Below are 24,238 nucleotides of genomic sequence, written 5' to 3'. Positions count from 1 at the left end.
AAACAAGATGAAAAAATATATAAAAACAATAAAAAATCTATTCGTTGTTATTTTACTAACATCAGTAGTTGCTTCTTGTACAAAAGATTTAAATATTGTACCCGAAGATGATCAAACGGTTTTAAGTGATGCGTTATTTGAAAATGAAAATGCTTACTTAGAAGTTTTAGCAGGTACTTACGCAAACTTATCTTTAACAGGTGTTGATGGCCCTGGTAGCTCAAATATTAAAGGGTTAGATGCGGGTACTAGTCAATATGGTAGAACATTATTGTACTTACAAACATTATCTGCAGACCAAATGATTTGGTCTTATGAAAATGACCCTGGTACAAGAGAACTACAACGTAATATTTGGACCGCCCAAAACCCTGTAATATTAGGTATGTTTAGTAGAGCAATGGTTACGGTTGCATTTGCTAATAATTTTTTAAGAGAAACAACTACAGAAAAATTAGACGCAAGAAACGTTTCTACTGCAACAAAAGAAAACATTGTTACTTATAGAGCAGAAGCGCGTTTACTAAGAGCTTTGTCTTATTATAACTTAATGGACTTATATGGTAAAGCCCCAATGGTAGTAGAAACAGACCCAACGGCAGGTTTTAATCCTCCACAAGCAGACAGAACTGAATTATTTACATTTATAGAAAGCGAATTATTAGCAATCGATGCCGATTTAATGGCACCAAAAACCAATCAACATGGTAGAGCAGACAAAGCTGTTGCGTGGATGATTTTAGCTAAAATGTATTTAAATGCAGAAGTATATATTGGTGAAGCAAAATATACAGAATGCTTAACCGAATGTAAAAAAATTATAGGTGGTGGATTTTCTTTAGCAACTAATTACGCTCATTTATTTATGGCTGATAACAATACCAATTCAGCAATCAACGAAATTATTTTTCCTTTAATTTCTGATGGTTTAATTACACAAAACTACGGACCAACAACCGTTATGGTAAATGGTGAAATAGGAAGTTTAGAAGCAAACGGCATTCCTTTAGGTGTTGGTGCTTCTGGATGGGGAGGCGCATTAAGAGTAAGAAAACAATTTGCCCAATTATTTGATGGAGGTATCTTTTCTGGAGACACTAGAAACACCATTATCTCTGGAACAAGAAGTATTGATATTACTGATATCTCAGATAAAGATCAGGGTTATATTATAGAAAAATACTCAAATGCAACTTCTACCGGAACCTTTGGTTCTGACCAAACTTTTGTAGACACAGATTTCCCTTTGTTTAGATTAGCAGATGTATATTTAATGTATGCAGAAGCACATTTAAGAGGCGGCTCAGGAGGTTCTAATGCAGATATGGAAACGTATATTAACGCACTAAGAACTAGAGCTAACAACCCTCAAAACAACTTAACTGCCTCAGATATTTCTCTAGATTTTATTTTAGATGAAAGAGCAAGAGAGTTACACTGGGAAGCACACAGAAGACAAGATTTAATTCGATTTGGTAAGTTTACTGGTGGTAATTACAACTGGGCATGGAAAGGAAATGGAAGTAACGGTATTGCTTTACCTTCTTACATGAAAGTATATCCTATACCTACAGCTAGTTTAGCTTCTAACCCAAATTTAACTCAAAATACTGGGTATTAATTTAAAAACAAATTACAAATGATGAAAAACATAAAAAGATTTTCAGCAGTTAGTATCATTGGTCTAGTACTTTTATTTTTCCAATCTTGCGATGACACTTCTGATACATTTACGATATCAGCTCCAACAGCACCTATTTTAGCTGAATTAAATTTTACACAATTAGAATTAGATGCTGTAAATACTACAAACCCTGCCATAACTTTAAATTGGGATGAAGCAGATTACGGTATACAGGCTGCGGTTAACTATGCTATTCAGTTTTCTAAAGATGATGCTTTTACAACACCAGTTACTGCATCAACAATTTCTGGTAAAACTTCTGCAACATTATCTATAAACGAGGTAAATGCAGCTGCAGGTAATGCAGGTGTAAATCCTTTTAACTGGTCAGATATTTATATTAGAATTGTTGCCTCATTAGGTACTCAAAATAATGAAATGGCCGTTTCTAATGTAATTCAGTTTAGCGTATATCCATACTTTAACTACTCTTTTAAAGATTATTATTTAGTAGGTAACGCAACAGCTCCAGGTTGGGATAATTTTGCAACAGGTAACAACCCTGCTTTATTTAGAGATGAAACAGATAGCAATACGTTTTACTATACTGGTTATTTTGCTAAAGCAACTGCAGATGATGGTGAAGGAAGATTTAAAGTAATTGAAACAAAAGGAGAATGGTCTAACCAATGGGGTACAACTTACCCTGATAATGAAGATCCAATAGATGCTGAAGGTGACATTGCAGGAAACCCTGCAACACAAGATTCTGATCCAGGTAGATTTGGTGTAAAAACTGATGGTTACTATACCTTTAAAGTAAACTTTGCTTCAAAAAAATATTCTATAGAACCTTTTAATGCTGACGGTATTGTAAGCCCTACATCATTAGAAATACAAGGATCTAGTACAGCTAATATAGCCATGACTCCTTTAGCTTTTGATGGTCATATCTGGTTTGCAACTGCAATTCATTTAACTCCTGGTGAAGTAGAATTTGTTACAGGTGCAAGTGCTAAATGGGGAAGTTCAACTTCTTTTTCTGGAGTAGCAACCGATGGTGGTGGTGCAATACCTGTAATTGTAGAAGACGATTATGATGTTTGGTTTAATGATTTAACAGGTCGTTATATCTTAATTCCTTTAAATTTATAATAACTTAAAAATAGATATAAAATGAAAACTTATTTAAAAAGATTAAGCTACTTATTTTTATCACTTACACTTTTTTTAGGTGCTTGTGAAACAGAAGAGAGCTTAACAATAACAAGTCCAGATCCTGTTTTTGAGTTAGTAACACCAGGAATTAGTAATGTGTTTTTAAACTCAAAATTACTAGACAATCCTGCATTTACAATTACTTGGATAGATGAAATTAATACCGCTGCAACTTATACGGTAGAAATGGATTTAGAAAGTACTTTTGCAACCCCTATTCAATTAGGTACTACAGATAAAAAGAACTTTACAATCACAGTATCAGAATTAAACAAAGCTCTAGAAAACACAGATGTAAAATCGTATACAGAAACACCTATTTATGTAAGATTATCTACAGGTAGTGCAATGTCTAACGTAGTTTTATTTCAAATTTCTAAATTTGCTGTAAAACCACCAGTAATTACCAGTCCAGACAATACTTTTACCAAAGTATTAACGGATGTTAATCCTGATGAAACAGCATTAACCCTTACTTGGAATGATCCAGAAATAGGTGCATCTAGTAGCTTAATAATTAGTTATGAGATAGAAATGGCTGTAGCAGGTACTAGTTTTGCCTCTCCTGCAAACATTGGTTCTACAAACACAACTACTTTCGAAATTTCTCATGATAATTTAAATGATTTAGTGATTGCTAACGGAGGTGTTGCAGACGTTCCTTCTAACTTCGATTTTAGAATTAAAGCTATTGCAAAATCTGCTTCGGGAGATTTAGCAAGAACCTCAGAAGCTATTACAGTTTCATTAACAGGATTTAAAGCAGAAATACCAGATAATTTATACATGGTAGGTGCTCATAATGACTGGAACAATGCAGATGCAACTCAACAGTTTTACACTTCAGGAAATGGAGTTTTTACCAAAGTACAAGCTTTTTCTGCAAACGATGAATTTAAATTGTTACCTACATCAGGTGCTTGGGACGGAGATTATGGAGAAGACCCAAACAATGCTGGTAAAATAGTACAAGATGGTGAACAAAACATAAAAGTAACTGCAGCAGGTACTTATTTAGTAATTATAGACTTTAATACATTAAGTTTTAAATTACAAAACATAGACACTATGTTTATGGTAGGTGCTCATAATGACTGGAACAATGCAGATGCTACTCAACAATTTTATACTTCAGGAAACGGTATCTTTACAAAAGTGCAAGCTTTTTCTGCAAATGATGAATTCAAACTGTTACCAACTTCTGGTTCTTGGGATGGTGATTGGGGAGAAAACAAAACAATTGCTGGTTCTTTAGAGTTAGATGATGAACAAAACATAAAAGTAACTACTGCTGGTACTTATATGGTTACTTTAGATTTTAATAAATTAACATTTAATCTAACAGAAATACCTACAAACCTTTACTTAGTAGGTTCTCCAAATGATTGGAACAATGCTACGGCACCTGCATTTACAAAAGTATCTGAAGGATTGTTTGAAATAACACAAACGTTAACTGCAACAGACGAATTTAAATTTTTACCTCAACAAGGTGCTTGGGATAATGATTGGGGAGAAAGCAAAGAAAATGCTGGTATGTTAGTTGTTGATAATGAAAACAACGTAAAATCTCCTGGAGATGGTACCTATAAAATTACAGTAGATTATAATAAAGGAACAGTAACTGTTCTATAATTTTATAAAACTTTACAAAGGCTACCTTTATGGGTAGCCTTTGTTTTTAACAACCTATTTTATGAAAAAAATTACTTTATTAATCCTTTTAATATCCTCTTTTACTTTTAGCCAAGTACAGAATGTTACTTTTTCTGTTTCTCCTGCTACTTTTAATGAAACGGATGCTATAACTATTACAGTGTCTAACATTACAACCGCTTCTTGGGGTGTTTCAGACATTTATTTATGGTCTTGGTCTTATGATTCTAGCGGAGAAAACTCTATGGATTCACCAAGCAACGGAAGTTGGTCTAGTTCTAATGAGGCGCAAAAATTAACCAACAACGGTAATAATACATACTCAATTACTTTTACACCAACTACTTTTTATAACAGAACAAACATTGGTAGCATTGGCATGCTAGTAAAAGCAAAAGATGGTTCTGGTGATAAAAAATCGCAAGATAAAACATACCAAGTTGGTACTTTTCAATTAACATTAAACACGCCTACAGACGCAACAACTGTTTTAAACTCCGGACAAACGTTACCAATAAATGCAACAAGCTCAATAGCCGCAGATTTTACTTTAAAAGCAAATGGAACAATAATTAATCAAAAAAACAATGCAACGGCATATAGCTACGCTCCTACTGTAACTGAAAACACAACGTACCTTTTAGAAGCTACAAATAATGGAGAGGTACAAAACACCAGCTTTAATGCCATTGTAAAACCAACAATTACAGAAGCTGCAATTCCTTCTGGAATGAAAGATGGAATCAATTTAAATCCATCAGACAATACAAAAGCAACTTTAGTATTTTATGCACCAGGAAAAGAATTTATTCACCTAATTGGTAGCTTTAATGATTGGCAAGTAAGCGATGCTTATTTATTAAAAAAAGACAGTAGCAAAGATCGTTTTTGGATAGAACTTACTAGCTTAACTCCGCAAACAGATTATACGTATCAATATATTATTGAAGCCGATTTAAGAGTTGCAGATCCATACTCTACAGTGGTTTTAACAGAAAGCAACGATCAATATATAAACGCAACCACCTACCCTAACCTAGCAAGTTATCCTACAGGAAAAACAAACCACGCAGTTACATTATTAAGAACGGGTGATGCTGCCTATAATTGGCAAACAAATAACTATACAAAACCTGCAAAAACAGACTTAGTTATTTATGAACTTTTAATTAGAGATTTTGATGCGCTTCATAGTTTTGATGCTGTACAAAACAGATTAGATTATTTGCAAGAATTAGGTATAAATGCTATAGAATTAATGCCTGTAATGGAATTTGATGGTAATGAATCTTGGGGATACAACCCTTCGTTTCATATGGCATTAGACAAATATTATGGTAACACAAACTCTTTTAAACAATTAATAGATGAATGCCACAGAAGAGGTATTGCTGTTATTGTTGATGTTGCTTTTAATCATGCAAGTGGTCAAAATCCTTATTACAGAATGTGGAACACAGACAATGGTGGCTACGGAGGGCAAGCAAGTGCCAATAGTCCTTTTTTTAACCAAACAGCAACACATTCTTACAGTGTTTTTAATGATTTTAATCACTCTAAACAAGCTGTAAAAGAGTATGTAAAAAGAGTTTCTCAATACTGGATTGATGAATATAAAATTGATGGTTTTAGATGGGATTTAACAAAAGGGTTTACACAAAACTGTTCTGATGCGGACCAAAGTTGTACAAACAATTATCAACAAGACAGAGTTGATGTTTTAAAAGAATATGCTGATTATCAATGGGAAAAAGACCCTAATTTCTACATTATTTTCGAACATTTAGGAGGTAATACAGAAGAAACCGAATGGGTAAATTATAGACTTGATGAAGGCAAAGGAATTATGCTTTGGGGAAATCATAACCACCAATACAACCAAGCAACTATGGGCTTTGGTAGTGACGCAGATTTTTCTTGGATTTCTTATAAAAACAGAGGTTGGTCTGTACCTGCAAATGTTAGTTATATGGAAAGCCATGATGAAGAGCGCTTAATGTACAAAAACCTAGAATATGGTAATTCTAATGGAAGCTATTCTATAAAAAACCTAAACACAGCTTTAAAAAGAGAAGAATTAGCTGGTGCTTTTTACTTTACAGTACCAGGACCCAAAATGATTTGGCAATTTGGAGAATTAGGATATGATCTTTCTATTGAAGAAAATGGTAGAACAGGTAACAAACCTATTTTATGGAGTTATCTAGCCAACGAAGGTAGAAGAGCTGTTAAAGACACTTGGTCTAAATTAATTAAATTAAAATTAAAATATGATATTTTTGAAACATCAAATTTTACGTTAGATGTTGGTAATGCTAATGGGTTAAACACCATTCATTTAACAGATCCAACAGCAACAGACATACAAAATATTACAATTATTGGAAACTTTGGGGTAACCACACAAAGTATTGTTCCTGCTTTTCAGCAAACAGGTACTTGGTATAATTTGTTAGAAAACAACGCTAATATTACAGTTACTAATACAACAGCGGCAATTACATTAGCGCCAGGAGAATTTAAAGTGTATGCAAATAAGCCTGCTTCACTTACTACAGATGATTTTACAATTGATGATAAAAACACCATTAAACTGTATCCTAATCCTGCTAAAACGCACTTTGTTCTTTCTGATAAAACAAACAAAGTATCCGTTTTTGATATTACAGGGAAGTTAGTAAAAACGTATTCTAAAGAGGATATTGAATCAAATTATTATGTGATATCAACATTAAAAAAAGGCATCTATTTTATTAGAATTAAGGATATAAAAAACCAAATTCTAACTAAAAAATTGATTGTAAATTAATCCCCCAATTTTAAAAAAAAAGCGAGCAGTAATTATTTACTGCTCGCTTTTTTTTTATATAAATCTTAAAAGAAAACCTAAACTCCAAATTGAGTTAAATGATGATCTAAATGTTTGTAAAAAGAATTATTCCATTCTACAGCAGTTAACTTTCCAAAAGAATGAGATTCTTTCCCTTCAAAATACGTCTCTCCTAATTCTTGTGTTTGTATCATATAATCTATCAAACGCTTTTTTTCTGTTTCAAACACTCTATCATCTGATACAATAAATTGTGCGGCTGTTTTTCCGTTTTTAGCATACGGTTTTTCAGACACAACAATATTTTTAACAAATGTTTTTAAGATCCACCTTGTAAAAGCATTCGGTTTTGGATGTTTATCTGTATAAACCATCTCGTAAGAGACAGAACAATGTGCTAACATTTGAGAAACAGACATCTTACCCCATGTTGGTTTGGTTGCAGCCGTAAGCTTGTTAATTCTATTAATTTCTTCTAAAGTAATCTCTTTCTCAAAAATGTTTTTCATCTTAATGTAGTATTTTGAATAATAATTCTTTTAAAATATCTTGGTTAGATTGGCTTGCCCCAACTCCTTTACTTTTTACATCAGCATCTCTTAAAAAAGCAATTACTTGTGCTACTTTTCGCATCGGATAATTTCTAGATGCAGAAAAATATTCGTCTACAAAATACGGATTAACACCTAACGCTTTTGCTACAGAACTTTTAGATTTATCTTTTAAACCATGAAAACAAAGAAGCTGTGTAAAATAACCGTTTAATAATGAAATGGTCATTACCAAAGGGTTATTTTTTGGGTTTTCGGCAAAATAATTTATAATTCTATTGGCTTTAACCACATCCTTCTCTCCTACTGCTTTTCTTAATTCGAAGTTATTAAAATCTTTAGAAATACCAATATTGTCTTCAATATCCTTATCATTAATAATAGATTCTTTAGGTAAAATTAGCATCAATTTATCTAACTCATTAGATATTTTACTTAAATCAGTTCCTAGAAACTCTACTAACATTTGAGACGCTTTGGGCTCAATTTGATATTTTTTTCCGCTTAAAACCCTACGAATCCAATCTGAAACCTGATTTTCATACAGTTTTTTACTTTCATAAATTAAACCTGTTTTTGCAATTGCCTTATGTAGTTTTTTACGCTTATCTAGTTTTTTATACTTATAATTAAAAACTAAAACAGTTGTAGGCTGTGGATTTTCTGCATAGGCAACTAACTTCTCTATACTTCTACTTAAGTCTTGTGCTTCTTTAACAATAATTACCTGTCTTTCGGCCATCATTGGGTAACGCTTGGCAGAAGAAACAATATCTTCTATAGTAGCGTCTCTACCATACATTACTTGTTGGTTAAATCCTTTTTCGCCTTCATCTAATATATTTTCTTCTATATAGTCAGAAATTTTATCTATGTAATAAGGCTCATCACCCATTAAAAAATAGATAGGTTTAATATTTCCTTTCTTTATATCTGAAACAATGTTTCTTATTTCGTTCATTTATTTTTCTATAATTACAGCGTTTGATAACTCTGCTTCTGTAAGAGTTTCAAACCAATTTTCCATAAAGTCAAAATCTGATTCACTTACTTCAAATTCAAAAGTGTCACCTTTTTCTAAATTTCTTTTAATAATTCTTTCTTTTCTTATTTCTTTCGAAATATTTAAGAAATGAATTTTTACTTCAATATTATTTTCTTTAGCAAATTGGTTATATTTTTCTCTATGTAAAAGTTTAGAAAGACCAACATCTAAAATACTATCAACACCAGATTTTTCTAATTGTAAAATTAAATCTTGCATTAATAATTCTGCCCTTTCTATTCTTTCTAAAAACCAATTTAAACCATCTTTTTCAGTCTTATCAGGAAAAAATAATATTTTATTCCATTTATCAAGCGTAAAAACGATTCCATTTGTCTCCGTTTTTAGCTTTTTAGCATATGTAGATTTACCTGCTCCAGTATTACCTACTAATAAATGTATCATAACTGATTTTTATTTACTTTTGACTGATGCAAAAACTCAATCTACCCACTTATAATTTCAAACTCAAAAGTAGCGAAAATAAGACGCTTATTTTTGATAAATTAAGAAAAAAATATATGGTTTTAACTCCAGAAGAATGGGTCCGCCAGCATTATGTTTCTTTTTTGATTGAAGAAAAAAATTATCCAACCACATTAATTGCTTTAGAAAAACAGTTAATTATCAATAATCGAAAAAAAAGAACTGATATTTTAGTCTTTAATAAAGAAGGTAATCATGAAATTATTGTAGAATGCAAGGCGCCATCTATAAAAATTACCCAAGATACTTTTGATCAAATTGCACGTTATAATTTAAAACTAAAAGCTACTTTTTTAATAGTAACCAACGGTTTAGAGCATTTTTACTGTAAAATGGATTTTGAAAATGAAACTTATGTTTTCTTAAAAGAAATACCTAACTACAAATAAAAACATCTTTTTATTTAATTTGTTCCCTATTATTTCTAGTGAATTTTGATACATAAAAAAGATTATTAAAAACTTTTTAAACCAATTCTTTTTATATAATTATAGAAAAAATAATTTTATAAAAAGACACCTATAAAATTCATTTATTATTAAGAAAAAATTAGAATTTAACTAATTTATAAACTGTAAATTCGCAGTCTTGAAAACAGCCATCGTCATATTAAATTGGAACGGTCAAAAACTGTTAGAACAGTTCTTACCATCGGTAATAAATTTTAGTTCGCAAGAGGCTACTATTTATATCGCAGACAATGCGTCTACAGATTCTTCTATAAATTATGTAAAAGAATTTTTTCCATCCGTTAAAATTGTAGAAAACGCCATAAATGGCGGATATGCAAAAGGATATAATGATGCTTTGCAAAATATTGATGCAGATATTTATTGTTTATTAAATTCAGACGTTGCCGTTACCCAAAACTGGTTAACACCTATTATAGATGTTTTTAAGAACGAAGAACATACCGCAATCATTCAACCAAAATTATTAGATTATAAAGACAAAACAAAATTTGAATATGCTGGTGCTGCTGGTGGTTTTGTAGATTTATATGGTTATCCTTATTGCAGAGGACGAGTATTTAATCACTTAGAAACAGATACAGGGCAGTTTAATGATGAAGCCACTATTTTTTGGGCTTCTGGAGCTTGTTTATTTATCCGTGCTAACGTATACCATCAATTGGGTGGTTTAGATGAAGATTATTTTGCGCATCAAGAAGAAATAGATTTGTGTTGGAGGGCTCAAAACAGAGGGTATAAAGTAAAATATGTAGGAGCTTCAACTGTATATCATATTGGTGGTGCTACTTTACAAGAAACAAATCCACAAAAAACATATTTAAACTTTAGAAACAGTTTATTGAATGTTGTAAAAAATGTTCCTAAAAAATGGTTTTTATTTGTTGTTTTTTCTCGTTTAGTTTTAGACGGAATTGCAGGTGTAAAATTTATGCTAGAATTAAGACCTATACATACTTGGGCCATTATTAAAGCTCACTTTAGTTTTTATAAGAATTTTTTTAAATTTTTAAAAAAGCGTAGGGTATTACAGAAAAAACAAAACTATAATTTACATACTAGTGTTGTTTGGCAATATTTTGCTTTGGGTAGAAAAAAGTTTGAGGAGTTGAAATAAAAAAACACAAAAATCTGTATTCTGCTCCTTTTTTAAACTGAAACAAAATCACTTAAAACCAGTTCTTTATCAACTTTAAAAAAAGTTTTACTTTAAAAAACTACAGAATATCTAAACTTCCTTTTCCTTCTCTAATAACTTCTGGATAACCTTCTGTAAAATCTATAATTGTAGAAGCTTGGTTATCTCCATAACCACCATCAATTACAATATCTACTAATTTTCCCCATTTTTCGAAAATTAATTCTGGATCTGTAGTATATTCTAAAATCTCATCATCATCTCTTATAGATGTAGATACAATTGGGTTGCCTAAACTTTCTACTAAAGTTCTAATAATATTATTATCAGGAATACGAATACCTACTGTTTTTTTCTTTTTAAATACTTTTGGCAAGTTGTTACTACCTGGTAAAATAAAAGTATAAGGACCTGGTAAAGCTCTTTTAAGTATTTTAAAGGTTCCGCTATCTAATTGCTTCACATAATCAGATAAATGGCTAAGATTATCGCAAATAAAAGAAAACTTTGCTTTATCTAACTTTACCCCTTTTATTTGAGCTATTTTTTCTAAAGCTTTATTATTGGTTATATCGCACCCTAAACCATAAACAGTATCTGTTGGATAAATAACCAAACCACCACGTTTTAAAACTGCTACAACTTTATCTATAGCCTTTTGGTTTGGATTTTCATTATATATTTTAATAAATTCTGACATATTATAAATATACAAAAACTCAACTTGATTATCAATCAAGTTGAGCTATTTTTTATGGGAACATTGTTTTTTATTAAGACTTATCTACCATTCTAAAACCTTCTCCATGTATGTTTAAAATTTCAACATTTTCATCTGGTTTTAAATATTTACGCAATTTTGCAATATAAACATCCATACTTCTAGATGTAAAATAATTGTCGTCTCTCCATATTTTTGTTAATGCTAACTCTCTTGGCATTAAATCATTTTTATGAATTGCCAACATACGTAATAACTTACTTTCTTTTGGAGATAATTTTATAGGTTCACCATTTTCACCTACAGATAAATGTCTTAATTTAGAATTGAAGAAAAAGCCTCCAATAACAAATTCGAATTGTTCTGATTCTGTTGTTTTATCTGTGTCTTTTCTTTGTAAAATTGCTTTAATTTTATGCAATAATACTTCAGAATCAAAAGGTTTGTTTAAGTAATCATCAGCACCAACAGCATATCCTTTTAATACATCTTCTTTTAACGTTTTTGCTGTTAAGAAAATAATTGGCACTTCTTTATTGGTAGCTCTTATATCTTGTGCTAACGAGAAACCGTCTTTACGAGGCATCATTACATCTAATATACACAAATCATAATCACTGTTTTTAAACATAATTAATCCTTCTATACCATCTTTAGCATGTGTTACATTGTAATCGTTTAATGCTAAATAATCTTTTAAAACGGTTCCAAAATTTGGATCGTCTTCAACTAATAAAATTTTTTTACTTCCCATTGTTATACTTTTTAAATTAAAGGTAATTTTACTGTAAATGTACTTCCTTTTCCTTTTTCACTTTCAACAAAAACAGTTCCATGATGTTTTTCTATAATTTCTTTTACATAAGCCAAACCTAGCCCATGCCCTTTAACATCATGAATGTTTCCTTTTTGTTCTCTATAAAATTTATCAAAAACTTGTTTTTGAACTATTTTACTCATTCCAATTCCTTGATCCTTTATTTTTAAGATAAAGAATTTATCTGTGCTTTCTGTATACACATCAATTTTTGGTGTATCCGCAGAATATTTTAAAGCATTTTCTAACATATTAACAATTACGTTTGTTAAATGAAATTCGTTTCCTGGAACTTCTGTAACTAATGCTTCAAAATGTGTATTTAAACTTCCTTGTCTATCTTGTATTAGTAAACTAACATGTGTAATTGCATCGTCTATTGTGTCGTGCATATCTATAGTTTCCTTACTAATATCTATCTGATTTTTTTCTAACCTAGATATTCTTAATACATTTTCTACTTGAGAATGCATTCTTTTGTTTTCGTCTCTAATCATTTGCACATAACGTAACACTTTTTCGTTATCATTAATAATCTTTGGATTCTTAATAGAATCTAATGCCAGATTAATGGTAGCAATAGGTGTTTTAAACTCATGTGTCATATTATTAATAAAATCTGTTTTAATTTCTGATATTTTCTTTTGCCTAATTAGTTGGTATAATGAACTAGAAAAAGCGATAATAATAATTAAAATAAAAAATATTGAGAGTGATAAAATACCTGATATACCAGAAAGTATGTGCTCTTTTTCTGCCGGAAAAGTAATATACAACTCATAATCTACCTCACCATTTGCTTTAAAAAAAAGCGGATAAGGGTAGCTCTTTTTTTTGTTAATGGTGTAATAACCCGACTTTAATTTTGTGGCTAAACCATCATTACTATAAACACCATATTTAAATTCTAAATGAATATTTCGTTTTTCTAGCTCTTCTTTTATGGTTTCATTAAGCTCTCTATTACTTAATCTTTTATGAATAGGTTTTGTACTATTAATATTTCTAAATATTTCTGCAAATTCACTTCTTTCAATACTCTTTAATCGTTTTGTAAACGAAAATCTTTTTTCATCACTAGATGAAAATAAATTATCGGCACCTTTAATAATTCTAGAATGAAAAAAATCGTTTTTACCTGTTACTCTTTTAAAAATAATAGTGTCATTATCTAAAAAATCAGTTTCATTATCTAGATAATCTACAGGCATTTTAAAACTTTCTTCTAAAATGGTACCACCATAAGTAAATTTTTGATTTGTTGCAGTGTCTATTTCTTGAAATAGAAAGTTTTTAATTTGAGCTTCATCTGCTAAAACAGTGTTTTCTATAACACCTTCGTATTTTTTTTCTAAATAAAAATTCTCTTTATCGGTAATCCTTTGAGAAACACTTCCCAAAGATTTTTGAACATCATTTTTAAATTGTTCTTTCTTACTCGCTACTGCGTTATTAATCCAATACAGTTGTACAGCAATAATTCCAATTAAAGAAATGCTCATTAATACAACAATAAGAACAAACATCTTCTTACCCATACATCAAAGTTACGATTTTCAAAAATTGATTTTATTGTTTTTAACCTAAATTAACAATATAACTTTAAATTTAAGAGTAATTTAACAATCCTATTGAATAAAATTAAATTCAACGGCTTTTTTCTGTTAAAATATTATGGATTTTAACAACCTGAATTTGAGTGTTTTCTGCATCCAAATTATTAATTATATAGTTAGATTGTAGTAGTTTTTTATCTTCTAACCATTGATTTTTTATTCTGTTTTCTATAGCTGTTTTAGAACTATTATCTCTTAACATTGTTCTTTCAATTCTAACATTAAGTGGTGCATAAACAGTAATAATTATATCGCACTTTAAATTACTATTACTTTCAAAAAGAATAGCATTTTCATAGACTACATAATCTTTATGGTCTTGTTGATTTACAAATTCTTTAAAATGATTTTTAACCTCTGGATGTACAATGGCATTTAAGGCTGCTAGTTTGTTTTTATCTTTAAAAACAAGATTAGCAATGTAAGGTCTATTTAATTGATTATTTAGGTAAGATTCAACTCCAAACTCCTTAATAATTTTCGATTTAACTACTACCGATGTATTCATTAATTTTTTAGCCTCAGAATCGGCATTATAAATAGCAACATTATTAAACTTAGCAAAGATATTTGCTACAGTTGTTTTACCACTCCCTATTCCGCCTGTTAAACCTACAATCATTTATTTCTGAATTAAAAAATCAATTTTATTAGGAATCACTTTAAAACTTTTTACATAGTTAGATTTTGCCACCACTTTAGGCATTAAATAATCTAAATTATTTTTTTTAGAAACACTATAATCACAAACTACTTCAAAAAAGTTTTTATCAATTTTATCAAAATTAGACAAACCAACCACATAAGTCACAGAAACGGTTTTGTTTAATGTTGTTAAAGTAAGTCCTTTTGGAAGGTTTATTACTTTAAAAGGGATTTCTAAAGTACCTTCTGTAAACTTTTCTACTTTACCACTTATAGTAGCATAGGTAGATTTCATTTTAATGTTATTAGAGTTTTCTGGTACTATCATTTTTACTTTTTTAGAAAAGTTTTCTTTAACACCTTCTAGTTTTAATAATTTTAAATTGATTTCTTTTATCTTTTCTATTTCTGCATCTGGCCCAGAAATTAAAATACTATCTGGTTTTACTGTTACAGGTTCTAAAATATCATAACCTATGTGGTAATTAATATCTAAATTAGGTTTTAAAGGTACTTTTTTAGACAGCAAGGTGCCTATTTCTAAATAAATGGTGTCTAAAATAATTTCTTGTAACTGAACACCAGAGTGCAATTGTTTTTGAATAGGAACAACTTGGTTTCTAGTTAAAAAATAATACTTATTTGATGATTTTTTATATAAACTATTTGCATTTAGAGTGATATTTTTACGACCAAATCTAGAACTTATAATGTTAAAACCAGATGATTTTACCACAATATCTATTTCTTTTATGGGTACTTTTTGCAATAGTTTATCTTGAGGAATATTTGTGTATTCTACAGGAAAAGTTAAGGTGGTAGTATACTCTTTAGAGAGCGTTATTAAAAACCACATTAAAATAGAAGCGATTAAAAAGCTAATAAAACTTTTCGAAATTTTTTTATTCTTTATCAAAGTAATAGTTGAATTTAATGCAATCTACACAAAAGCTTGTAAACAAAAAAGTGAGCAGTATCTAAAAAGACAAAGCTCACTTAATACTTTAAAAACTTAATTTTTATTTTTTAGCTGGCTCTAAAAACCTTTTACTTAATTCCATTGAAATAGCAGAGCGTTCAAACTTAATTTTACCGGCTCCTGTTTCTATAGTAACAGTATTATCTGCAGCATTTATAGTAGCAATTTTACCATGTATTCCGCTAGAAGTTACCACTTTTGTACCAACTTTAATTTCAGCTTGAAAAGCTTTTTCCTTTTTTTGCTTATTCATTTGTGGTCTTATCATAAAGAAATAAAACACAATAATAATTGCTAAAAAAGGTAACATACTCATTAAACTACCTGCTCCTTCTTGTAAAAATATTACAGTTGATATCATTATTTTTTTGCTTTTGGTGTTACAGAACCTTTTAACGTTAATACTTCTCTACCCGTTTCTGTATTTGTAGTTAAAGTTACTGTTTTTTGTTGTCTATTTGGCTTACCGTTTGTATTAAACTTTACATCAACCTTACCAGTTTCTCCTGGTTTAATTGGTGTTTTAGGCCAAGTAGGAACCGTACATCCACAAGATCCTTGTGCATTGGTAATTACTAAATCTGTTTTACCAGAGTTGGTAACTAAAAAAGTAGTCTCTACAATATCTCCTTCATTTACAGTACCAAAATCGTACACTTTTTTGTCTAGAGAGATTAAAGCTGTTCCTTTTTTAATTTCGTTATCTCTAGAGGCAGCTTTATCTAAATTTTCTTTGTTAATTTTAGAAGTAACATTTCCTCCATCTTTACAGGCTGTAAAAAAAGATGCTGTAATTACAAAAGCTAATAAAATTGTTATTTTTTTCATTATGATTTAATTTTGTGTAAAAATAATAAATATATTATCTAAAACAATGGTTTAGAGTAATCCTCTTCCTATTTTAACAATTTTTTTATTTTCTACAAATTCCTTCGATATTTTATCTAAAACTCCGTTAATAAAATAGCTACTTTTTTCTGTAGAATAATCCTTAGAAATTTCTATGTACTCATTAATAGTAACTCGGGTTGGTATAGAAGGAAAATTAAGAAATTCTGAAACGGCCATTTTTATTAGAATCATGTCCATATCTGCAATTCTATCGGTTTCCCAATTTGGCGTTTTCTCTTCAATAATTAGTTCGTATTCTGTATTTTTTAAAACTGTTTTTCTAAACATTTTGGATACAAACTCTTCATCATCTTTGTCTTTATATAGCTTTCCTAAAACAAAAATAGCATTCTCTTTTTGCTTACTTAATGTTTTTACAACCCAAGTGTTTACAAAAGGAATATCATCTGACCAAGAAATCATAGTATCTTCAAAATACTCCCCTAATTTTTCATTCGGAGCAATAATTTCTTTAAAGAAATCGATAACAAAAGTCTTATCTACTTTGTAAGAATCTGCTTCTGTAGCCAAATATTTTTTATACAAATCGCTATTTTGCAATTGGTCATAAATAATTTTTACGTACTCATCATTTTCTTCCCAATTTCTCAAATCATTTAACTCAACATACCCTTCTACACTAACGCTTTCTGCAATTAGGTTGATTAGTTTATTGTTTAAAAATTTGTTGTTTGGATTTAAATCTTCTTTGGTGGCAAGAATTTTCTTTTTAGAAAGTGCTATTTTTTTTGCTGCTAATTTCTGTACCTCTACCAACAACAATAAATTTAAAACGTACAAATCGTACATTTTTAAAATACTATGTTTTAAAAATTTTTCCTCTTTAATGATATCATCATTATAAGAATGTAACATTGCGTACACAGATTGCATTACTTTAACTCGAATATGTCTTCTGTTAATCATTTTCTAAAGAACTTATATATAATTTGCTGCAAAAATAGTGTTATTTTATTTTTCTACTACCACGTTTTAATTCTTTTTTAAGAATAAATTTTATACTGATTCTTGTATCTTCGTGCTTTCTCTTTTTTAACAAAAAAATAATTTACAAACATTATAATAGTTGTAATTTTATTTTTTTTAAAACTCATTATTCGTTGAAAGAATTACAACACGTAAATAAGTACTTTTCTAAATATAAATGGCGATTATTAATTGGTATTTTAATTACCATTTTAGCCAAATTTTTAGCCTTAAAAATCCCTCAAATTGTAGGTGATTCTTTAAATATTGTTGAAGATTATCAAAACGGAGTCGTTACTAATTTAGAAACCGTACAACATCAATTATTAATAAATGTACTTATAATTGTAGGTGTTGCCGTACTATCTGGTTTTTTTACTTTTGTAATGAGACAAACTATTATTGTGACTTCTAGGTTGATAGAATTCGATCTCAAAAATGAAATTTATCAACAATACCAAAGACTATCACTTAATTTCTACAAGAAAAATAGAACGGGTGATTTAATGAACAGAATTTCTGAAGATGTTTCTAAAGTAAGAATGTATGTTGGGCCAGCTGTTATGTATAGCCTAAATATGATTGTAACTTTTACGGTAGGTTTTACACAAATGATTAGCATCAACGTAAAACTAACCATGTATACGTTAATACCTTTTCCTTTATTATCTATTTCTATATTTGTGTTAAGCAAAGTAATACATAAAAGAAGTACCGTTGTTCAACAATATTTATCAAAATTAACCACCTTTAACCAAGAATTTTTCTCAGGTATAAATGTGGTTAAATCATACGGAATTGAAGCTTCTATTATTAAAGACTTTGATAAAATTGCAGATGAAAGCAAAGAAAAGAACATTCACCTGCAAAAAGCAAATGCTTTATTTTTTCCGTTAATGATTTTGTTAATTGGTATTAGTAACATTATTGTTATTTATGTTGGAGGAAAATTATATATTAATGACGAAATTCCTATTGGAGTTATCATTGAGTTTATGCTCTATGTAAATATTTTAACGTGGCCCGTTGCCGTTGTAGGTTGGGTAACTTCTATGGTACAGCAAGCGGAAGCTTCGCAAGCAAGAATTAATGAATTTTTACAGCAAGTACCAGAAATACAAAATACAAATACTGCTCCATTTACATTAAAAGGAAATGTTACCTTTAAAGATGTTACCTTTACCTACGATGACACCAATATTACCGCTTTAAAAAACATTAATTTTTCTGTAAAATCGGGAGAAACAATTGCAATATTAGGAAGAACAGGTTCTGGTAAATCTACTATTATCGAACTCATATCAAGGTTATACGACACAAAACTAGGTACTATTTTGTTAGACGACACGCCTATTAAAGATGCCAATTTAGATGATGTTAGAAGTCAGATTGGTTTTGTACCTCAAGACCCATTTTTGTTTTCAGAAAGTATCGAAGACAATATTAAATTTGGTAAAGATGATGCTACCGAAGCAGAAATTATAACCGCAGCCAAAAATGCAGATGTACATAAAAACATTGTCGATTTTCCTAACGGATATAAAACCGTTTTAGGTGAACGTGGGGTAACCCTTTCTGGCGGACAAAAACAGCGTGTTTCTATTGCTAGAGCAATTATTAAAAAACCTAAAATATTAATTTTTGATGATTGTTTGTCTGCTGTAGACACAGAAACAGAAGAAAAAATATTATCTAACCTAGAACGAATCTCTAAAAATATTACCACTTTTATAATTAGTCATAGAATATCTTCTGCTAAAAATGCTGATAAAATTATTGTTTTAGACGATGGTAAAATCATACAACAAGGAACTCATAATCAACTAATAACACAAGAGGGTTATTACAAAAACTTGTATGATCAACAACTTTTAGAAAAAGAAATTTAATCTTTAACATTGCTACATAAAATATTTTGTTAGATTTGTTAAGTATAAAAAACATATTATAATTACTATTTTAAAAGAATTATGGCAGAGAGAGCAGAGAGAGTTGAACAAGAAGAAATCTTTTCACAAGTATTAAGAGCAGGAAGAAGAACTTACTTTTTTGATGTAAGAGCAACAAAAGCAGATGATTATTACTTAACTGTTACAGAAAGTAAAAAGTTTACACATGATGATGGTAGCTTTCACTACCAAAAACACAAAATTTACCTTTACAAAGAAGATTTTACTGATTTTCAAGAAATGTTAGGCAAAGCAACAGATTACATTTTAAATGAAAAAGGTAGCGAAGTAATTAGTGAACGCCATCAAAAAGACTTTAAAAAGGAAGAAGAAATTGAAACTACAGACGTTAAAAAATCTACAGAAAGTTTTACAGACGTTTCTTTTGATGATATATAAAGGTTACCAACCTTTTTTTACTTTGGCTTAAATGAATACTAAAATTCAGAAAAACGATAAGTAAAAAGAACTATTTAAATTCAAATTATTTTACACCTAAAAACCATAAGTTGTTATACTTATGGTTTTTTTATTGATATATTTAGAGTACTTTTTTAATAGTTGTTGTTTTAGCAACGGTTTCCTCCCATTCTTTTTTTGCATTGCTATCTTTAGTTATACCACCACCTACATAAACAAAAGCTTTTTTACCATCTATACACATGCACCTTAGATTTACAAAAAGTGATGAGTTTTTATCTTCAAAATTTAATTCACCTAAAAAACCAGTATAAAATGTTCTTTTATAATTTTCGTTTTGGTTGATAAACAAAGTTGCCTTTTCTCTAGGCAAACCACAAACCGCAGGCGTTGGATGCAATTTTCTAATCAATTCTTTTAAATTTGAACTCTTATTTAAATGACCTTCTACGCTGCTTCTTAAATGTAATAAGTTCCCTGCTTTTACAGTTTCTGTTTTATCAATTTTTAAATTACTTGTTATTGGTTCTAATTGATTTTGAATAAAATCTGTAACTAATTGCTGTTCTTCTAACTCTTTCGATTTCCAAATAACCTCATTAGTATCCACATAAACTTGAGTTCCTGCCAAAGACATTGTTGTAAAATTATGATCAGAAATAGTTAACAACGTTTCTGGTGTGGCGCCAAACCACAAACCAACCTTTGGATGAAACCATACATACACAAATGCATTTGCATAGGTTTTTAAAAGTTTTTTAAATGTAATTAACACATCAAACTCACTTAATAAAACTTCCTCTTTTCTAGAAACTACTACTTTCTTAAGCTCATTATTATTAATTTCATCGAGCGTTTTTTCTACAAGGTGAATGTGTTTTTCTTTATCAGAATTAGTAGCATGTTCAAAAATAGTATTAAAAGAAAAATCTTCTTCTATTAAGATATGCTCATTGATAAATTCTGCATTTTTAAGAGGAAATAAAACAGCATTTTCTTCACTTTTAAAAGGCGCAAAGACAAATCCGGTTTCTATAAATTCTGAAGTAAAATTTAAGGTGTTGTCATCCATAAAAAAACCAGAAATTGATAATGAATTTGGTTTTCTATAGGCTACAAAAGGCATTTTGCTTTTGTAATGTTTTTCAATTTTATTAAAAAGGGTATTCAATGTGAAGTATAAATTATTTTTTAGTTAAAACAATATTCGTCATTTTAGCTACAGAAATTAAATCGTCATTTTCATCTACAATTGTAACTTCCCATAAATGCGTGGTTCTACCCTTATGAATATTCCTTGCGGTGGCAAAAACAACACCTTCTCGCTTGCTTTTTATATGGTTTATAGATAATTGAATTCCGTTTACAAACTGGGTTTTACTATCAATAAAAAAATTAGAAGCTGCACTACCAACACTTTCTGCTAAAGCCGCAGTTGCCCCACCATGCAATTGCCCATAAGGTTGATGAACCCTAGAATTTACAGGCATTTTTGCTGTTAAAAAATCATCACCAAGAGCAACATATTCAATATCAAGCGTTTCCATTAACGTGTTTTTAGAACTCTCGTTAAACGCTTTTAAAATTGCAGTTGTATCCATATCATTTAGATTATATGGTAAAAGTACATATAAAATTTTGTATTTTTGCCACAGAAAAATTTATCCATTTCATGTACAAAATACGCGTAATTTTAGACACTAAAGAAGATGTAATTAGAACAATTTTAGTTGACAACAACTTAAATTTAGAAGATTTACATGCCACAATTGCTAAATCTTTTGGTTTTGGAGGTCAAGAAATGGCTTCTTTTTACAGAACCGATGATGAATGGACGCAAGGTGAAGAAATTCCGTTATTTAATATGGAAGAAGTTGGCGAAGGTATTTCTATGCAAAATTGTATTTTACAGGATACTTTACCAGAAGAAAGCAACAAGTTAATTTACGTGTACGATTTCTTAAAAATGTGGACTTTCTATGTTGAAGTTTTGGAGGTTTCTAACGAGAAAAAAGAAGATTTACCGCAAATTATTTTAACTGTTGGCGAAATACCAAGTGAAGCTCCTGAAAAAGAATTTGTTGCAGAAAAATTAGACGGTGGTTTTGGTGATGAAGAAGACCTTGATGATGAATTTGGTCATTTTGATGATGATTTCGATTATAACGAATACTAAAAAAAGTTTAAGCGTGTAACTGTTTAATTGGTTTACTGTTAATCGTTTTTTACAGTTAAACAATTACACTTTTTAACAATTACACATTTTAGAAGTAACAAAATTGTATTTTAGTCGTCTTACATTCATAATCGACTAAATCAATTTCTTTGGAAACTATCTTATCACTTAAAAATCTCGATAAAAAATACGGAAAAGTTCATGCAGTAAACAATCTTTCTTTTGATATAGAAAAAGGAAATGTTTACGGAATTTTAGGTCCAAACGGAAGTGGAAAATCTACCACTTTAGGTATTATTTTAAATGTTGTTAACAGAACTTCTGGTGAGTTTTCTTGGTTTAACGGAAAACTATCTACACATCAAGCCTTAAAAAAAGTAGGTGCAATTATAGAGCGTCCTAATTTTTATCCTTACATGACGGCTACTCAAAACTTAGCTTTAATTTGTAAAATCAAAGAAATATCAACAGAAAAAATTAACGAAAAACTGACTATTGTTAACCTTTTTGACAGAAAAGATAGCAAGTTTAGTACCTTTTCTTTAGGGATGAAACAACGTTTAGCAATTGCTTCTGCCCTATTAAACGATCCTGAAATATTAATTTTAGATGAACCTACAAACGGTTTAGATCCACAAGGAATTCATGAAATTCGTCAAATAATACAAACCATTGCAGCAAACGGAACCACCATTTTATTGGCGTCTCATCTTTTAGATGAAGTAGAAAAAGTATGCTCTCATGTTGTTGTTATTAGAAAAGGTGTAAAATTATATGCAGGTCGTGTAGATGAAATGACAGCCTCTAACGGTTTGTTCGAATTAAAAGTAGCAACTGATGAAACAAAATTACTATCCGTTTTAGAAGAACACCCAGCAATTGGCAAGGTTACTAAAGACCACGAAACGATTATTGCTACGTTAAGCAATCCCATTTCTGCTACAGAACTAAATGAATTCCTCTTTAAAAAAGGAATTATTTTATCTCACTTAGTAAAGCGTAAACCAAGTTTAGAACAACAATTCTTAGATTTAACCAACAATAACTAACCATAAAAGATCTATTCTAGCGCAGTAGAGAATAAATTAAAATAAAAAACACACAACGTCATGTTAAGACTACTAACTATAGAATTTCATAAACTTAAACACAATAGAGCCAGTAAAGTATTATCACTTATATACTTTGGGTTACTTACTTCTATTGCCTTAATTGCTGCCATAAAATTTGATATTGGTCCAATTAAATTCCATTTAGCCGATATGGGCATTTTTAATTTTCCATATATCTGGCATTTTAACACGTATATGGCTTCCATTTTAAAGTTTTTCTTATTATTGGTTATTGTTTCTATGATGGCGAATGAGTATAGTTACAAAACTTTAAAACAGAATTTAATTGATGGTTTAAGTAAAAAAGAATTTATCCTTTCTAAGTTTTATACCGTAGTTGTATTTTCATTAATTTCAACATTATTTGTTTTTGTAGTTTCTTTAATTTTAGGTTTAATGTATTCAGACTATAATGAACTCTCTATCATTACCACAAATTTAGAGTACTTAATAGCCTTTTTTATCAAACTAGTTGGCTTCTTTTCTATGGGCTTATTTTTTGGTATTTTGGTAAAACGTTCTGCTTTTGCTGTGGGTGCCATGGTAGTTTGGCTAATAGGAGAAAGCATGTTTAAAGGGTATCTATTTTGGACTTTTAGGGGTGCAGAAAACACCTCAGAATCTGTAAATAGTATTATGCAATTTCTACCTTTAGAAGCATTATCTAACTTAATAAAAGAACCTTTTTCTAGATTAGGCGCTGTTAAATCTATTGCAAACCAAGTAGGCGAAAATTTCACTAAAAGTTATGATGTAGATTTTTCTACAATTCTAATAGTTTGTGCTTGGACATTTATTTTTATTTACAGCTCTTATAGACTACTAAAAAAGAGAGACTTATAACATCTATAAACTTATTTTTTTCTAATTTAAAAAAACAAAAACATTCAATAAACTTTTGTAATTT

Annotated in this window: 24 protein-coding genes; 11 read left to right on the top strand and 13 right to left on the bottom strand. The window is 29.7% G+C overall.

Going from position 1 to position 24,238, the window contains the following annotated elements:
• The first annotated feature begins 7 nt into the window (after positions 1-7).
• The 4 genes from WHD07_RS00320 (at position 8) to WHD07_RS00305 (ending at position 7,307) form a co-directional block, all read left to right on the top strand.
• On the top strand, positions 8-1,621 hold the full coding sequence (locus WHD07_RS00320) for a RagB/SusD family nutrient uptake outer membrane protein (protein ID WP_343329563.1): 1,614 nt from the start codon (positions 8-10) through the stop codon (positions 1,619-1,621).
• Positions 1,622-1,639: 18 nt separating this feature from the next.
• Positions 1,640-2,779 (top strand): SusE domain-containing protein, encoded by a 1,140-nt coding sequence (locus tag WHD07_RS00315; RefSeq protein ID WP_343329562.1) that lies wholly within the window; start codon positions 1,640-1,642, stop codon positions 2,777-2,779.
• A gap of 21 nt (positions 2,780-2,800) precedes the next feature.
• Positions 2,801-4,477, top strand: coding sequence for a SusE domain-containing protein (locus WHD07_RS00310; protein ID WP_343329561.1), 1,677 nt, complete (start codon positions 2,801-2,803; stop codon positions 4,475-4,477).
• A gap of 61 nt (positions 4,478-4,538) precedes the next feature.
• The gene (locus WHD07_RS00305) at positions 4,539-7,307 is read left to right on the top strand and encodes an alpha-amylase family glycosyl hydrolase (protein WP_343329560.1); all 2,769 of its coding nucleotides are present in this window, start codon (positions 4,539-4,541) and stop codon (positions 7,305-7,307) included.
• A 77-nt stretch (positions 7,308-7,384) separates the two neighbouring features.
• Here the strand turns inward: WHD07_RS00305 and WHD07_RS00300 are convergent, their stop codons facing one another.
• From WHD07_RS00300 to WHD07_RS00290, 3 genes are read right to left on the bottom strand one after another with little or no spacing between them, the layout of a single operon-like run.
• A complete protein-coding gene (locus tag WHD07_RS00300) occupies positions 7,385-7,837 on the bottom strand; it encodes a DUF1569 domain-containing protein (protein WP_343329559.1) in 453 nt (150 codons plus the stop codon).
• Position 7,838: 1 nt separating this feature from the next.
• Complete coding sequence (gene holA / locus WHD07_RS00295) at positions 7,839-8,840, bottom strand: DNA polymerase III subunit delta (protein WP_343329558.1); 1,002 nt, start codon at positions 8,838-8,840, stop codon at positions 7,839-7,841.
• Positions 8,841-9,329, bottom strand: coding sequence for an AAA family ATPase (locus WHD07_RS00290; protein WP_105048221.1), 489 nt, complete (start codon positions 9,327-9,329; stop codon positions 8,841-8,843).
• Between the two features lie 26 nt (positions 9,330-9,355).
• On the opposite strand from WHD07_RS00290, the gene WHD07_RS00285 reads away from it, so the two are divergent.
• Together WHD07_RS00285 and WHD07_RS00280 are read left to right on the top strand one after the other, a co-directional pair.
• Positions 9,356-9,799, top strand: coding sequence for a type I restriction enzyme HsdR N-terminal domain-containing protein (locus tag WHD07_RS00285; RefSeq protein WP_105048220.1), 444 nt, complete (start codon positions 9,356-9,358; stop codon positions 9,797-9,799).
• 199 nt (positions 9,800-9,998) lie between these two features.
• Positions 9,999-10,997, top strand: a complete 999-nt coding sequence (locus tag WHD07_RS00280) for a glycosyltransferase family 2 protein (RefSeq protein WP_343329557.1) — start codon at positions 9,999-10,001, stop codon at positions 10,995-10,997.
• 100 nt (positions 10,998-11,097) lie between these two features.
• Here WHD07_RS00280 and WHD07_RS00275 read toward each other — a convergent pair whose 3' ends face one another.
• From WHD07_RS00275 to nusB, 8 genes are all read right to left on the bottom strand, one after another.
• A complete protein-coding gene (locus WHD07_RS00275; protein ID WP_105048218.1) occupies positions 11,098-11,718 on the bottom strand; it encodes an L-threonylcarbamoyladenylate synthase in 621 nt (206 codons plus the stop codon).
• 73 nt (positions 11,719-11,791) lie between these two features.
• A complete protein-coding gene (locus tag WHD07_RS00270) occupies positions 11,792-12,493 on the bottom strand; it encodes a response regulator transcription factor (protein ID WP_105048217.1) in 702 nt (233 codons plus the stop codon).
• Between the two features lie 11 nt (positions 12,494-12,504).
• On the bottom strand, positions 12,505-14,094 hold the full coding sequence (locus tag WHD07_RS00265; protein ID WP_105048216.1) for a sensor histidine kinase: 1,590 nt from the start codon (positions 14,092-14,094) through the stop codon (positions 12,505-12,507).
• A 109-nt stretch (positions 14,095-14,203) separates the two neighbouring features.
• Positions 14,204-14,794, bottom strand: coding sequence for a dephospho-CoA kinase (gene coaE, locus WHD07_RS00260; RefSeq protein WP_343329556.1), 591 nt, complete (start codon positions 14,792-14,794; stop codon positions 14,204-14,206).
• Complete coding sequence (locus WHD07_RS00255) at positions 14,795-15,673, bottom strand: YbbR-like domain-containing protein (protein ID WP_343329555.1); 879 nt, start codon at positions 15,671-15,673, stop codon at positions 14,795-14,797.
• A gap of 163 nt (positions 15,674-15,836) precedes the next feature.
• Positions 15,837-16,157: a preprotein translocase subunit YajC gene (gene yajC, locus WHD07_RS00250; protein ID WP_343329554.1), complete on the bottom strand. Its 321-nt coding sequence runs from the start codon at positions 16,155-16,157 to the stop codon at positions 15,837-15,839.
• The gene (locus WHD07_RS00245) at positions 16,157-16,624 is read right to left on the bottom strand and encodes a DUF1573 domain-containing protein (RefSeq protein ID WP_343329553.1); all 468 of its coding nucleotides are present in this window, start codon (positions 16,622-16,624) and stop codon (positions 16,157-16,159) included. Before WHD07_RS00245 ends, yajC begins: the two co-directional genes overlap by 1 nt.
• A 51-nt stretch (positions 16,625-16,675) precedes the next feature.
• Complete coding sequence (nusB, locus tag WHD07_RS00240) at positions 16,676-17,614, bottom strand: transcription antitermination factor NusB (protein ID WP_105048213.1); 939 nt, start codon at positions 17,612-17,614, stop codon at positions 16,676-16,678.
• A 194-nt stretch (positions 17,615-17,808) separates the two neighbouring features.
• Here nusB and WHD07_RS00235 point away from each other — a divergent pair, with 194 nt between their 5' ends.
• Both WHD07_RS00235 and WHD07_RS00230 read left to right on the top strand, forming a co-directional pair.
• The gene (locus WHD07_RS00235) at positions 17,809-19,563 is read left to right on the top strand and encodes an ABC transporter ATP-binding protein (RefSeq protein WP_343329552.1); all 1,755 of its coding nucleotides are present in this window, start codon (positions 17,809-17,811) and stop codon (positions 19,561-19,563) included.
• Between the two features lie 81 nt (positions 19,564-19,644).
• Complete coding sequence (locus tag WHD07_RS00230) at positions 19,645-20,022, top strand: PUR family DNA/RNA-binding protein (protein WP_105048211.1); 378 nt, start codon at positions 19,645-19,647, stop codon at positions 20,020-20,022.
• Positions 20,023-20,164: 142 nt separating this feature from the next.
• Here the strand turns inward: WHD07_RS00230 and WHD07_RS00225 are convergent, their stop codons facing one another.
• Both WHD07_RS00225 and WHD07_RS00220 read right to left on the bottom strand, forming a co-directional pair.
• Positions 20,165-21,169 carry a chorismate-binding protein gene (locus WHD07_RS00225; RefSeq protein ID WP_245893474.1) on the bottom strand — a complete coding sequence of 335 codons (1,005 nt, stop codon included), beginning with the start codon at positions 21,167-21,169 and terminating at the stop codon, positions 20,165-20,167.
• A 58-nt stretch (positions 21,170-21,227) separates the two neighbouring features.
• The gene (locus WHD07_RS00220) at positions 21,228-21,644 is read right to left on the bottom strand and encodes a PaaI family thioesterase (protein WP_105048210.1); all 417 of its coding nucleotides are present in this window, start codon (positions 21,642-21,644) and stop codon (positions 21,228-21,230) included.
• Between the two features lie 71 nt (positions 21,645-21,715).
• Here WHD07_RS00220 and WHD07_RS00215 point away from each other — a divergent pair, with 71 nt between their 5' ends.
• The 3 genes from WHD07_RS00215 to WHD07_RS00205 all read left to right on the top strand — a co-directional run bounded on the left by WHD07_RS00215 (position 21,716) and on the right by WHD07_RS00205 (position 24,174).
• The gene (locus tag WHD07_RS00215) at positions 21,716-22,219 is read left to right on the top strand and encodes an IS1096 element passenger TnpR family protein (RefSeq protein ID WP_343329551.1); all 504 of its coding nucleotides are present in this window, start codon (positions 21,716-21,718) and stop codon (positions 22,217-22,219) included.
• A 149-nt stretch (positions 22,220-22,368) separates the two neighbouring features.
• The gene (locus WHD07_RS00210) at positions 22,369-23,268 is read left to right on the top strand and encodes an ABC transporter ATP-binding protein (protein WP_105048209.1); all 900 of its coding nucleotides are present in this window, start codon (positions 22,369-22,371) and stop codon (positions 23,266-23,268) included.
• Positions 23,269-23,328: 60 nt separating this feature from the next.
• Positions 23,329-24,174 carry an ABC transporter permease gene (locus tag WHD07_RS00205; protein WP_343329550.1) on the top strand — a complete coding sequence of 282 codons (846 nt, stop codon included), beginning with the start codon at positions 23,329-23,331 and terminating at the stop codon, positions 24,172-24,174.
• Positions 24,175-24,238 lie beyond the last annotated feature (64 nt).

It is taken from the genome of Polaribacter staleyi, assembly GCF_038024045.1.
GTDB lineage: Bacteria > Bacteroidota > Bacteroidia > Flavobacteriales > Flavobacteriaceae > Polaribacter > Polaribacter butkevichii.
This window is presented reverse-complemented; position numbering and strand designations above follow the sequence as displayed.